Consider the following 12384-nt stretch of genomic DNA (forward strand, 5'->3'; position numbering starts at 1 on the left):
GTCGCTTACTGAGCAGCGGCATGAAAATAATCCAGAGAAATCGGCGCGACTGACTATTCTAGAAAGAAACCAATACTTCGCCTCCGATCACGCGCCCCTTGTTTAAACCAGCATAGGTGCCTAGCTGGCCCGGCGGGAACGCAAGCGGATTTTCAGAACCTTCCGTCACGTCGTTAAGCAGATTCTTGCCGTATACAGAGAAGCGAATATTCTCATTATTTGGAGAAAAGCTTATGGAGGCGCTCAAAATATCCCCGGGGCTCAGAACGCCGACATTGTTATCCGAATAGTATGATCTATCACGATGATTAAAGTTCATTCGCGCCGTCGCATTGCCAATGTCGCTTACCGGAAGATCCATGATAGCGCCCACACCGTACGTCCACTTCGGTGCGCGAGGCAGTTCCAGATTAAGATCAACGTCATCAACCGACCCGTCCTGGGTGATATCAAACAGCACCTCGGTGTATTTCGCGTCCGTGTGACCGGCAAATCCGGTAAGAACGAAGTTATCTGTAATGAAGAACTGTCCGTCGATTTCAAATCCACGAATGCGTGCGTCCGCAGTGTTTGCGATGATCTGGATCAGACCGCTGACAGGATCGGGGAAAATAACTTCGCGTTGCATGTCCTCTACGGCATTCCAGTAGACCGCAGCGTTCACGGTGGCGCGGCCCGAGAGGGTTTGCGCCTTCAGACCCAATTCGAACGCATCGATTGTTTCCTGATCGAACGGGCCGGGCAGGGCCACAGGCGATGTGTTGCGCAGATTGTAACCGCCCGACCGATTGCCGCGCGACCAGTGAAAATACGTTTGCGCATCCTCATGAAAATTCCACTGGAAACCAATCTTTGGGCTTAAAGCAGAGAAGTCTTCTTCGGGATCGAAGGCGGGATCGGCGTTGACGTTGAATAGGCAATCTCCCGCCGGGAGGTTGCACGCGCCCGGAGGGATATCGAAATCATTCGGCGACGGCGGCCCCGGTACGATCGTTGCGATGTCGACGCTCTTTTCCTCATAGGAATACCGCAACCCTAAAAGAAGGGACAGGCTCGGCGTTAGGGCGACATCGACTTGGCCGAATACGCCATAGGTCTGATGATCCTGGATTCCGCCGCCGTAAAACGAAAGGGGCCCCGGGATCGTTCCCATTGCTTGTCCCGGCGCAAGTATCGGGTCCTGAAAAAGAAACCGGACTTCCTCATAAAGAACGTCCTGACTGAAATAGTAAAGCCCGAGAGTCAGCTCGACGACGTCGGCAAACGTTCCAGCAAATCGCAGTTCGTTACTGATTTGATCTTGCTCAGTGTATTCGCCAAATTTGAAATAATCGACGGCGGTGCTGTCCGGGTCGAAAATTGAACGGGAATCGAATCTGCGCCATCCGAAGATATTGGTGATCGTGCCATCGCCGAAAGCGACATCCAGATTTGCTTCGGCGGTCACCATGTCCCATTCCTGGTTCAGGAAACCCGGATTGCCGATTTCAAGATCGAATGTGTCGCGATCGTAAAGCGCACGATTTTGTCCAACGCCATGGCCGTCTTCCGTTTCGCCATGTTCATAGCGGACGTAAAGATCGAAGGAATCGCCGAGCGTCAGCTCTATTGAAGGCCGGATTGAAAATGACTGGCCTGGGTTAAACTTCTCTCCAGTGGCGAGATTGGTGAACCAGCCCTGGTCGTCATTGAACATGCCAGAAATTTTCGCATTCAACACGCCGGGAATGACCGGTCCGGAAATGGCTGCCTGGTAAATTTGGTTGAGGCCTGTTTCCCATTGGGCTTTCGCTTTGATTTCGAATTCGTCTGAAGGGCGCTTCGTATTGATCAACACAGCGCCGCCGGTCACGTTGCGGCCAAACAATACGCCCTGAGGCCCGCGAAGGATTTCTATGCCCTCAAGGTCGAAAGTGTCGAATGTCGCGCCTGTCGTAATGCCGAGATACACGCCGTCGACAAACACACCGACCGCAGGATCGATTGACGGAATCGAGCTATTTGATCCCAGGCCGCGAATTGAGAAGTTCAGGGCGCCGCCGACAGAATTGATGTTCTCCAAAGTCACATTCGGTTGGCTGAAACTAATATCTGATATGTCCTTGACGAAATAGGCGTCCAACTGCGTTTCGCCGTACGCGGTTACTGCAAGCGGCACATCTTGCACGTCCTCGGCTTCCGATTTCTTTGTCGCCGTAACAACGATCGAATCACGGAGTGCGTCTGTCGCTTGTGCGTGCGCTGGCGTGAGGCTGATCCCCGCATTGTAAGCGAAAATTGACCCGGCCAAAGCAAGTCCCAAGCGTCGACGATGCACGCTAATGTCCATATACCGATTTGCCATCGTATCCTCCCAGAGGCCTGCTTGAATTATATTGTTCGCGTGCGCTGGATGGTGGTTCGGATGACATTAATTTCTCAAGGCGTTAATCAAAATAACTGATATCTATAAGATGAATACCATTGGACGGACATATCGTCTGACGGGCTGGAACATGACCGCGCGTATGACGGCATCCTGGTGCTTGAGGAATATTCGCTGCGGCGCAGCAAATACCACCCGGCCATAATTGCGAATTGCGGGAGTTAAACCGATGCACCGCCATCAATAATGATATTTTGACCAGTCAAAAAAGAAGAGCCTGGGCTAGCGAGAAACACCACCATCGGCGCGATGTCCTCAGGCAGGCCAAGGCGTCCGACAAAAGTTTCACGTTCAAAAGCGGCCTTTAGTTTTGGATTGGCGATCGTCGACTTCGAAAAATCGGTTTCGATCACGCCAGGCGAAATTGCATTGACTCTGATATTGCTTGGGCCCAGTTCACGAGCGTAGTTTCGCGCCAACTGGAGCATCGCCGCTTTGGACACGGAATAGGCGCCAATGTTATCATAGGCGCGCATTCCGCCAATTGAAGCGATGTAGATGATCGAGCCGCCGCCGATACGCTCCATATGCGGGGCCGATGAACGGGTGAGCCAGTGCGCAGAGAGAATGTTACTTTTTAGCAGCGCCTCGAAGTCCTTGTCGGGAGCGTCGCGCAGCGGACCAAAATAGGGCGACGAGGCGGCATTGCAGACGAGACAGTCGAGACGTCCGAAGGCTGCGACTGCGGCCTCTACGAGGTTTTGCAACGCCTGTTTTTCAGCAATATCGGCCTCGAATGGAACCGCGACAACTCGGCCTTGCGCCTTGTTTATCTGATTGGCGGCGGCTTCGCAGGCGGCGGCGCGCCTGGAAGAAATCATCACGTTGTAGCCTGCGCTCGCCAGCTGATTTGCGATGGCGTTTCCAATGCCGCGCGACGATCCCGTAACGATAGCGGCCCGACCTGTTTTTTCAATCCTCGTCGCCATCTAAGTTCTTTTGTCCCTCTCCCGGGCCGCATTCTTCAAGCGGTGTCGCCGTACCTGGTTGTTTTTGTCGGCCCTCATGAACTTCTCTACGCCTTCTTCCCACTGAATATCCTGAACGATGGAGAAAATTTGCTCCCGCAACCATCGGTGCGCAGGGTCTTTATGAAACCGCTCATGCCAAAGCATTTTTACTTCGATTGACGGCAACTTTATTGGATGCTCGTAGCCGCGAACGCCGGCCGGGCCGTCCTTTAGGGCGACGCCGAACGCGCGCGGCACTGTCGCCAGCAAATCCGTATTGGAAACGATGTGAGGGATAGACATGAAATTGGGCACTCGGACTTTTATCTTGCGCTCGATGCCGAGTGCTTCGAAATTCTGTTCAAGTAGGTAGAAATGGCCTGTGCCTCGCGCCTCCGCGACAACGTGACCGGCTCCTTTGAACGCCGCCATTGAAACGCCTTCGGCTCTCTCGGGATGGTCCTTCCGCGCCAGGCAGATGTAATCCGTCGAAAAAAGCTTGCGCTGAAAGAATCCTACATCCAGATAAGGCATGTATGCGATGGCGAGTTCCGCAAGGCCGCTTTTCAGAGCGTCTGGCGTTTCATGAGTCGGGAGATTAATTGCCCGAAACGATATTGACGGACCGAAGCGTGAAAAAGCGCGAATGATCGACGGAAGTATTGTCGTCTCCCCAATGTCCGTCATGATAATTGTGAACGTGCGCTTATCCGTATAAGGATCAAATTCTCGGACATCTTTCAGGCCTCGCTCGATCGTATCAAGCGCGTCGCGGATGTAGGGATATAGACTCTCCGAAAACGGCGTTGGTGCCACTCCGTGGCTTTCGCGCACAAAAAGGGGATCGCCCAGAGTGTCGCGGAGCTTTCCGAGCTGCCCGCTGGCCGACGACTGCGTCACGCCAAGTTCTTCAGCGGCCCGTGACACGTTACCCATACGCATGACAGCGTCGAAAACTCTCAAGAGGTTGAGGTCCAACCCTCTGATATTTAATGCGGCGATATCATTTATCTTCGACACAGTTGTTTACTCTTGCCAAGCCCTATGATGTCTATGGCTTTGAGGGTGACGGCGTCAAGGAAATTGGGTGTGCTCGATAGCGAAAAGATGTTTCGAACCATCGCTCAGGCACGCCAATAACATTGCGCACAGGCATTAGTTTGGCGGAGAGTGGCGTCGGTCAGTTTAAATGACCTCGGGATATTGGCGAGGAAGCGCGAAAGGAAATTGCGATGACAGCTCAAAGCGCGATTGACTATTCAACGATTGTTAATAATGGAATTATTAACAGCCGTGTATACAACGACGAAAGAATTTTCGAAGACGAGATAAAGAAGATTTTTCATGAAGGTTGGAGTTTCGTCGCGCATGAATCGGAGGTGCCGAAACCCGGCGATTACGTTCGGCGCAGCATCGGCAGGGAACCATATCTTGTTGTCCGTAATCGCGACGGCGAAGTGAATGTTATATCGAACAAATGCACGCATCGCGGCACTCTTCTGTGTCAAGAAGAAAAAGGAAATGTCCGCGGCGCAATTACCTGTTGGTACCACGGTTGGGTGTTCGGACTGGATGGAGATTTAAAGTCGGTTCCTTATGGAGCTGGTTCGAGAGGTCTCGATCACAAATGTCTGCCAAAGGCGACTGTCGGAAATTACAGGGGCTTTATCTTCGCAACATTAAACCCAAACCCGATCAATTTTAGGGATTATCTTGGCGAGGGCGCGAGCCTGATTGATCGCGCGGTAGAGTGTTCTCCAGTGGGAGAGATCCGATTAAATGCGGGCTGGGCGAAATTTCTGTACAAAACCAACTGGAAACTTCAATGCGAAAACAATATTGACGGCTACCATGTGAATTATGTTCACGCTTCGCTCGCTCGTTCTATCGAGTCGCGCTATAATGAAGCGGTCTTGGCCGGCGAGGACGAGCTGAAGACAACGGCTGTCGATTGGGGCAACGGGCATTCGGAACTGTTTCTCGCGGCGGGGTTTTCAAGCGACCTAGAGTGGCTTGGTTACAGCGATAAAAAGCCCATGAAGCCATTCGCAATTAAGTATTGCGACCAGCTTCGCGAGGCTTATGGCGACAATCGGGCGTCGCGAATCATTCACGATGGGCCGCCGCACGCTTTAATCTTTCCCAACCTGTTTTTAGCAGAAACCAATATCGTCTATTACGAAGTCGACCAAGTTGGCGAAACCGTGCAGCGCCACACGCCGATGCTCCTTGAGGGTGTCTCCGACGAGATGAACACACGCATAATCCGACTTTGCGAGGCTGCTTTAGGCCCTTCGTCGTTTTTTCTTCCGGACGACGGTGTGATCACCGAGCGACAGCAAGCGGCATTCGAGGGAGTACCCATGGAGATTGACCTTCGAAGGGGCATGGGTCGGGAGAACAAAGACGGCATGGGTTTGATGGAATCGCATGTAACCGACGAAGTCACTAATCGTGCGTTCTGGAGCCGGTACAGGGAAGTAATGACTGCCTAGCCTGCGCCCGCCGGCAAAAGTCACGGATACATCTGAATTATAGCAGTTTGGATACGAGGTAGATTATGGTTACCGATGAGGAATATCGAGATGTCTGCGAGCTCTTATTCCGGGAGGCTCGATTTGCAGATAATGCTCAGTATGATGAATGGGAAAGCCTGTTGACTGATGATATGGAGTATTGGGTTCCTATCAATCGCGATGATCCGGATCCGGAATCTCAACTCTCACTTCTTTACGACAATCGTTCGCGTGTATCTACAAGAATTCGTATGCTAAAGACGGGCGTTCGGCATGCTCAAGTGCCGCCGTCGCCAATGACGCGGTTAATCTCGAACATTGAAGTGGAGCGCTTAACTGATAACGAATATAAAGTTTGCTCAGCGTTCATGCTTGGCGAATTGCAGATTCAATCAACTAAGGACCTGCATTGGTGGATAGGAAGGACGGAGCATGTTTTGCGCCGCGTCGACGGAGGTCTGAAAATCTCCCGAAAGCGCGTTAACCTTATCAACTCCAATGAAGCAGTGCCGGCGCTGGCTTTTTTGATTTAACTCCTAATTTTTTTGAGTGAAGCATTAATAAATCGATATAATCAGCCGAATTGCAATGGCACCGAAGAGAATAAAAACAAGGAAGCCGATCGCAAAGATTTGCGGCCTCGGTTTCGGCGAGATGTCGCGCGAATATCGGAGATCGCAAAAAGAATTGGCATGCCAGGCGATCATCGCGGCTGTAGCGGACGCTGGTCTCCGAAAAGGGGATATTGATGGCGTTCTAATCAACCGGAGCGATACGAACCCGTCAGATGACCTGCCATTGCGGCTGTTTGACGATCTTGGATTTCGCAGCCTGACGTTTGGCAACGTCCTCGCATCGCAAGCGGCATGCGGCGTTCAGATGATCCAGTATGCGGCGATGGCAGTCGCGCATGGGATGGCGAAAAATGTTGTTTGCGTTTTTGCCGATACGCCGATTTTGCCAAAGCGCAGAGGAGGCGATGCCTATGCTATAGATTTGTCGTTGACGAATGTTTCTGGTTGGGAGCGCCAGTACGGTCTTTACGGCGCAGTGGGCGCCTACGGTCTGGCAATGCGGCGCTATATGGAGCTATTCGGGGCTGGCGCCGAGACGTTCGGAGAAGTAGCGATCACGGCGCGTCAATGGGCGCAGCGCAGTCCGCTTGCCTTCCTGACCAAACCGATGTCAATGGGCGACTATCTTAATTCTAAAATGATCGCCGATCCGCTGCGTATGTTTGACTGTGCGTTTCCGGTGAACGGCGCCGGCGCCGTCATCGTTTCTGCCCCGGACGGCGAAGGCGGTGAACAAAATGGCGCAGCCTATATCTGGGGCATGGGCCAAGCACACCGCGGCTATCTCGCCTATGCCGATTACGAAAACGAGACCGAAACCCCGGCCTCGGTCGCGGCGGAAAAAGCCTATCAAATGGCGGGAGTTTCCGCGCGTGATATTGATCATGCCCAAATCTATGATGCATTTACGGTAACCACGTTGCTTGGCCTTGAGGGCTATGGGTTCTGCGGGCGCGGGGAGGGCAAGGATTTTGTTGCGGATGGCGCCTTGGCGCCAGGTGGGCGTTTGCCGGTTAATACCGGTGGCGGTCAACTTTCTGGATATTATCTCCAGGGCATGACGCAGGTCTCAGAAGGTTATCTCCAGGCTGCCAGTCGCGCCGGTGATCGGCAGGTTGAAAAAAATGGGTGGTCGCTCGTCACGGCGCAGGGCGGGCGAATGGATTATCATGCATGCCTAATTCTGAGTCCGGAGAAGACCCGTTGACTAAAAAAGATGCATTTCGTGATGATAAGGATATTTCCTTCTGGGATGGAATCGCCCGGAGCGAGTTGCGGATAAAGAAATGTAACGCATGCGGCATTGTTCTTTCCCCAGGCGCACTGTTCTGCTCGGAGTGCTGGTCCGGCGAGTTAACGGCCATAAAAGCGTCGGGACGTGGTATGGTTCACAGCTTTGTGGTTTACCACCGAGCATTCAGCGAGAACGAGACGCCGCCTTACAACGTTGCGATAATTGCACTTGAGGAAGGGCCTCGGATCGTTTCCGTGGTGGACGGTAGCGATAGACTGCAGGTCGGCAATATAGTTGAAGCCGTTTGGTTGAGTACGCCAGCGCAATGTCCGGCGCTAAGGTTTGCCGTGGTCGATGATACAGGCCGGAAAAAGGAGAATTGAAATGGCCGTAACAGGAGTTTTGAGGCCCGGTTTCGTTCAGATTCGCGTTATGGACCTTGACGAAGCTATTGTTCATTACCGCGATAATCTGGGGTTGGACCTCGTGAGGCAAAAAGATGATTTTGCTTATTTGAGAGCGTATGACGAATTCGACCGGCATTCAGTCGTGCTCAGACAAGCGGAAGAGCCAGGGCTTGATGTTCTTGGGTTCAAGATCATTAGCGACGCCGCTCTGGCCGATTTCGCTAAACGCTTGAATGAAATGGGGGTCAAAACAGACGATATAGCCGCTGGCGAGCATTGCGGCGTTGGGCGACGCGTTCGTTTTTCGGTTCCCACCGGTCACGTGATAGATCTTTATGCGGAGATGGAGCTATCCGATAACGGACCAATGACGAAAAATCCGGACATCTGGCGGGAAGAGCCGCGTGGCATGCGCATCTCACGATTCGACCACTGTGCCGTTCTGGGCGTGGATATTGCGGCTTCTGCGGAAATTTTCGAAAAAGCTCTCGATTTTGTCGTCACTGAGCGTGCAATTGATCCCGAAGGAAATCCCGTCGCTATTTTTCTTACCTGCTCAAACAAGGCGCATGATATCGCATTCTTGGCAGGCCCCGTTGACGCGAAACTACATCATGCTTCTTTCCTTGTGGAGTCATGGAATGATGTGGGGCATGCGTGCGATTTGATCGCTCAGCGGAATATTTCACTTGATATTGGGCCGACCCGTCATGGAATTACGCGCGGTCAAACGGTCTACTTTTTCGACCCGTCAGGGAACCGCAATGAATGTTTTGCTGGAGGTTATCAACACTATCCTGACAATCCCGTTCGGGAATGGACGGTGGATCAGTTGGGGAAAGCCATATTCTATTATGAAAAGGAAGTTCACGCCCGCTTCACATCTGTGCTGACGTGAGTTCAGCACCATCGTTCAACTTAGGCGACGGACACTGGTCGGCACAAATGGAAATAATACTTCGAATGACTGGTAATTATGCGGTGGAAATGGAGAGCTCCGCGACGTTTCAGATTCGTGTGGAGGATGCATCCCCTTTCGCATGTCCGGCTGACTCTAACGTGTTATTCGCCTTGGAGCGGGCGGGGCGCAAAGAGATTCCGATAGGCTGCCGAAGGGGCGGATGCGGGGTCTGTCGGGTAAAAATTCTCAACGGCGAGGTTGTGCGAGCAAAAATGAGTCGTGCGAAAGTTTCTGCTGCGGACGAACTAGAAAACTACGCGCTTGCCTGCTGCATTTATCCACGTTCCGATCTGAGAGTGAAGTTGGCACCGCTCGGTGAGAATGCGCAAGAAATAAGACGCCAAGAGCAGCCTGCTCGGAATTGCCAGAACAGTGAAACGTGTGGAGGTGTGCAAAAAAAGTTCGCGAGATCAAAAGGATAAAAAATGAAGACAATGTTGCGTTTGTGTGCGGAGTCGGAAGTCGTTGAGGGAGTTCCTGTGTCAGTTGAGTTAGATAATATTCCCCCGCTTGCGGTTTATCGCATCAATGACGAAATATACGTTACTGACCGTACTTGCACGCATGGAGATGCAGATCTCACCGAGGGTTTTCAGGATGGAGACGAGATAGAATGTCCGTTCCATGGTGGTTCTTTTTCAATTAAAACCGGAGAGGCGGTGAATTTGCCGTGTTCAAAACCTCTGACGACATATCCCGTGCAAGTTATCGATGGAATTGTGTGCATTGAGATGCCGAATCATTCAGCTTAACGACGCAGCCGGTCAAGTGGTCTTCAATGGCCATTCGAGGATGGTGCGGGAGGTGAGCTCGTAAGCGGTGCGCGGACCCCACGGTTACGCGGTGATTGACGCGTGCTATGATCTGCGCGCTTGGCTCTTTGACATTGTAAATTATTTTGCAGCGTATGCGAACGGCAAGAGTTCGTCGATGCGGGCCTGCGGCCAGCCGTTGGCGATTTTGGTGAAGATGTCGGTGAGATAGTCTTCCGGATTGACATCATTGAGTTTGCACGTTGTCAGGAGCGAGGCGAACCGGGCCCAGCTGTGAGCGCCCTCGGCGTTGCCGGCGAACAGGCTGTTTTTGCGCAATATTGCAATCGGACGAATCGAACGCTCGACAAAATTCGAGTCGATTTCGAGCCTGCCGTCATCGAGATAGCGCATCAGGCCTTCCCAATGATTGAAGGCGTAATTGATATCCTCCATCAGCGTTGAACGCTGGGACAGAATCTCGCTTTGCGCCTTCAGCCATTTATGGAACTCTTCCATCAGGGGCTTGGCCTTTTCCTGTCGCACATCGCGCCGGTGATTTGGCGGCTTGCCGCGTATCGGGTCTTCGACCTCATAGATCCTGGCTATTTTCTGGACCGCTTCCTTGGCGATCGATCCGTATCCGTCCTTGATCTCGTCGAAGAACCGGCGGCGCAAATGCGCCATGCAAAATGACAGCGCGATAGGGCTGTTCTTTTGAGTGTCGTTGGCGACCGCCTTGTAAGAACTAAGCCCGTCGACCTGCACGGCGCCGCTCACGCCTTCGAGCACTTCAGCCGCGCTCCCCTTGCAGCGGCCCGGCTTATAAAAATAGGCGACTGCAGGCGGCTCATCGCCAGCGTAAGGCCGCGGATCGCGCGCCAGCGCCCAAAGCTGGCCTTTCTTCACCTCGCCATTGCCGGGCGCAAGCACCGGCATCGGCGTTTCGTCGCAAAAGAGCGGCTCGGACTGCTTGATGTCCATAACGAGGCGATCATAGACGGGCTGCACTTCATAAGCCGCGCGCCCGATCCAGTTGCACAGCGTCGACCGGTCAAGATCGACGCCGCTCCTCGCAAAAATATCGGCTTGCCTGTAGGCGGGAAGATAATCGCCGAACTTTGAGACCACCACATTAGCGATCAACCGCTCCGTCGGCAGGCCGCTTCTGATGATATGCGGCGCCGCCGGCGCCTGGACCAGCGCGTTCTCGCATTTGCGGCAGCCATAGCGCGGGCGGCGGGTGCGGATCACTCGCAGCCTTTGCGGCACGATGTCGAGCCGCTCGGAGACGTCTTCGCCGATGACGTGCAGGGCGCAGCCGCAATCGGCGCAGACGTTCGCTACCGGCTCGATGACCTGGTCTTCACGAGGCAGGCTCGCCGGCAAGGCGCCGAGATTGGCCTTGCGCGCCCGCTTTTCGGCGAGCGCCGGCTCAAACGCTTCCTGCGCCTGTTGGATTTCGCCGATCGCCTGTGCGGTGTCTTCAAGCAGCAGCGCCAGCTGATCGGCGTCGAGCTTTTCGGAACGCCGTCCATATTGGGCGCGATTGAGGACCCGCACATGATGGTCGAGCCGGTCGTTTAATTCCTGCAGTGACTGGACGCGATGTTTCAGGCCGGCGATCTCTTCGTCGCGTTCCGCAAGGCTGCAGTCGCGATCGGCGATTTCCGATGTGAGTTTTTCCTTTTCGGCCTGCGCTTCGACCGTCAGCGCAGCGATGATCGCCTTCAGCGCATCTGCATCGTCAGGAAGCTGATCAAGGCGAAAATCCATGCACATTAATGTGCGCTGTTTCGCTTTCTTTCCCAACAAGTTTTTGATAAACTCAAGCGATAATTTTAGGCTTTCTCGTTCGGCGCGCCGTATGCACTTTTCTCCAGTCAATGCCTTCCACAAGCGCGCTGAACTGAACCGGCGACAGCGACATCACGCCGTCATTAATCGGCGGCCAGCGAAACGACCGGTCTTCGATCTTTTTATGCACAAGCACGAGCCCGGAGCTGTCCCAGGTCAAAATCTTCACCGCGTGTGCGTTTTTCGGCCGGAAGATGAACGCCGCGCCGGAGAACAGATCAATCTTGGTGATTTCCTGGACGATCACCGACAGGCCCTGATGGCCTTTGCGGAAGTCGACCGGCTTCGCATAGAGATAAAAGCGCTTCGGCGCATGTCCGTTGATCATGGGCTGGTCAGCGCCGCCCGCGCAGCGCATCGAGCACGATATTCAACAGCACCCGGTCCGTCCGCGGGAGAACCCGCACCGTCGCCCCGCCGACCTCTATCTCAATCGGCGAGCTGTTATCACGGTCAAAACGGCGCGCACGCCCCGAACGATAACGATCTTCGCCCCGCGGCTGGTCGCCGGCGTCATCATCCACAACGACCTCAACAAAATCTTCACGCCGCGCGCGGCGGCGATGGTCACGTTCGGGATTCCGCTCATGGTCGGAATGCGTTCTATCACTGGTCAAAATCAAATGCCTCAAAGCGGAAATTCATCAATGAGACAATGATGGCCCACGCCGACCGTCAAGAACAGGTGGGGTCCGGGCGTCGCTTAC

13 protein-coding genes are annotated in these 12384 nt (G+C 53.6%); 8 read left to right on the forward strand and 5 right to left on the reverse strand.

Annotated elements, in window-relative coordinates:
- Window positions 1–58 precede the first annotated feature (58 nt).
- From CW354_RS12325 to CW354_RS12335, 3 genes are all read right to left on the reverse strand, one after another.
- Entirely contained in the window at window positions 59–2329 is a 2271-nt protein-coding gene (locus CW354_RS12325) for a TonB-dependent receptor (protein WP_165793686.1), read from the reverse strand.
- Between the two features lie 257 nt (window positions 2330–2586).
- Window positions 2587–3354 carry an SDR family NAD(P)-dependent oxidoreductase gene (locus CW354_RS12330; protein ID WP_104830404.1) on the reverse strand — a complete coding sequence of 256 codons (768 nt, stop codon included), beginning with the start codon at window positions 3352–3354 and terminating at the stop codon, window positions 2587–2589.
- Window positions 3355–4395 carry a LysR family transcriptional regulator gene (locus CW354_RS12335; protein WP_104830405.1) on the reverse strand — a complete coding sequence of 347 codons (1041 nt, stop codon included), beginning with the start codon at window positions 4393–4395 and terminating at the stop codon, window positions 3355–3357.
- A 212-nt stretch (window positions 4396–4607) separates the two neighbouring features.
- On the opposite strand from CW354_RS12335, the gene CW354_RS12340 reads away from it, so the two are divergent.
- The 7 genes from CW354_RS12340 to CW354_RS12370 all read left to right on the forward strand — a co-directional run bounded on the left by CW354_RS12340 (window position 4608) and on the right by CW354_RS12370 (window position 9820).
- The gene (locus CW354_RS12340) at window positions 4608–5870 is read left to right on the forward strand and encodes an aromatic ring-hydroxylating oxygenase subunit alpha (RefSeq protein WP_104830406.1); all 1263 of its coding nucleotides are present in this window, start codon (window positions 4608–4610) and stop codon (window positions 5868–5870) included.
- Between the two features lie 65 nt (window positions 5871–5935).
- Entirely contained in the window at window positions 5936–6424 is a 489-nt protein-coding gene (locus CW354_RS12345; protein WP_104830407.1) for an aromatic-ring-hydroxylating dioxygenase subunit beta, read from the forward strand.
- Window positions 6425–6479: 55 nt separating this feature from the next.
- Entirely contained in the window at window positions 6480–7673 is a 1194-nt protein-coding gene (locus CW354_RS12350) for a thiolase family protein (protein ID WP_133162297.1), read from the forward strand.
- Window positions 7670–8083: a Zn-ribbon domain-containing OB-fold protein gene (locus CW354_RS12355; protein WP_165793687.1), complete on the forward strand. Its 414-nt coding sequence runs from the start codon at window positions 7670–7672 to the stop codon at window positions 8081–8083. Before CW354_RS12350 ends, CW354_RS12355 begins: the two co-directional genes overlap by 4 nt.
- Window position 8084: 1 nt before the next feature.
- Window positions 8085–9005 (forward strand): catechol 2,3-dioxygenase, encoded by a 921-nt coding sequence (locus tag CW354_RS12360; protein ID WP_104830410.1) that lies wholly within the window; start codon window positions 8085–8087, stop codon window positions 9003–9005.
- Between the two features lie 89 nt (window positions 9006–9094).
- Window positions 9095–9490 carry a 2Fe-2S iron-sulfur cluster-binding protein gene (locus CW354_RS24080; protein ID WP_104830414.1) on the forward strand — a complete coding sequence of 132 codons (396 nt, stop codon included), beginning with the start codon at window positions 9095–9097 and terminating at the stop codon, window positions 9488–9490.
- Between the two features lie 3 nt (window positions 9491–9493).
- Window positions 9494–9820, forward strand: coding sequence for a non-heme iron oxygenase ferredoxin subunit (locus CW354_RS12370; protein WP_104830411.1), 327 nt, complete (start codon window positions 9494–9496; stop codon window positions 9818–9820).
- Window positions 9821–9961: 141 nt separating this feature from the next.
- Here the strand turns inward: CW354_RS12370 and tnpC are convergent, their stop codons facing one another.
- Both tnpC and tnpB read right to left on the reverse strand, forming a co-directional pair.
- Window positions 9962–11596, reverse strand: a complete 1635-nt coding sequence (gene tnpC, locus CW354_RS12375) for an IS66 family transposase (protein WP_104828937.1) — start codon at window positions 11594–11596, stop codon at window positions 9962–9964.
- A 52-nt stretch (window positions 11597–11648) separates the two neighbouring features.
- Window positions 11649–12005 carry an IS66 family insertion sequence element accessory protein TnpB gene (tnpB, locus tag CW354_RS12380; protein WP_104829984.1) on the reverse strand — a complete coding sequence of 119 codons (357 nt, stop codon included), beginning with the start codon at window positions 12003–12005 and terminating at the stop codon, window positions 11649–11651.
- Here tnpB and CW354_RS12385 point away from each other — a divergent pair.
- On the forward strand, window positions 12004–12336 hold the full coding sequence (locus tag CW354_RS12385) for a hypothetical protein (protein ID WP_104830365.1): 333 nt from the start codon (window positions 12004–12006) through the stop codon (window positions 12334–12336). The genes tnpB and CW354_RS12385 overlap by 2 nt on opposite strands.
- The last annotated feature ends 48 nt before the right edge of the window (window positions 12337–12384 follow it).

It is taken from the genome of Hyphococcus luteus (genome assembly GCF_002943565.1).
Classification (GTDB): Bacteria; Pseudomonadota; Alphaproteobacteria; order Caulobacterales; family Parvularculaceae; genus Hyphococcus; species Hyphococcus luteus.

What these genes read in the sequence shown, in the direction of transcription:
- CW354_RS12330 (WP_104830404.1), bottom strand. Translation starts at nt 3,354, where the DNA reads ATGGCGACGAGGATTGAAAAAACAGGTCGGGCCGCTATCGTTACGGGA.
- CW354_RS12340 (WP_104830406.1), top strand. Translation starts at nt 4,608, where the DNA reads ATGACAGCTCAAAGCGCGATTGACTATTCAACGATTGTTAATAATGGA.
- CW354_RS12370 (WP_104830411.1), top strand. Translation starts at nt 9,494, where the DNA reads ATGAAGACAATGTTGCGTTTGTGTGCGGAGTCGGAAGTCGTTGAGGGA.
- CW354_RS12385 (WP_104830365.1), top strand. Translation starts at nt 12,004, where the DNA reads ATGGGCTGGTCAGCGCCGCCCGCGCAGCGCATCGAGCACGATATTCAA.
- tnpB (WP_104829984.1), bottom strand. Translation starts at nt 12,005, where the DNA reads ATGATCAACGGACATGCGCCGAAGCGCTTTTATCTCTATGCGAAGCCG.
- tnpC (WP_104828937.1), bottom strand. Translation starts at nt 11,596, where the DNA reads ATGGATTTTCGCCTTGATCAGCTTCCTGACGATGCAGATGCGCTGAAG.
- CW354_RS12325 (WP_165793686.1), bottom strand. Translation starts at nt 2,329, where the DNA reads ATGGACATTAGCGTGCATCGTCGACGCTTGGGACTTGCTTTGGCCGGG.
- CW354_RS12345 (WP_104830407.1), top strand. Translation starts at nt 5,936, where the DNA reads ATGGTTACCGATGAGGAATATCGAGATGTCTGCGAGCTCTTATTCCGG.
- CW354_RS24080 (WP_104830414.1), top strand. Translation starts at nt 9,095, where the DNA reads ATGGAGAGCTCCGCGACGTTTCAGATTCGTGTGGAGGATGCATCCCCT.
- CW354_RS12360 (WP_104830410.1), top strand. Translation starts at nt 8,085, where the DNA reads ATGGCCGTAACAGGAGTTTTGAGGCCCGGTTTCGTTCAGATTCGCGTT.
- CW354_RS12350 (WP_133162297.1), top strand. Translation starts at nt 6,480, where the DNA reads ATGGCACCGAAGAGAATAAAAACAAGGAAGCCGATCGCAAAGATTTGC.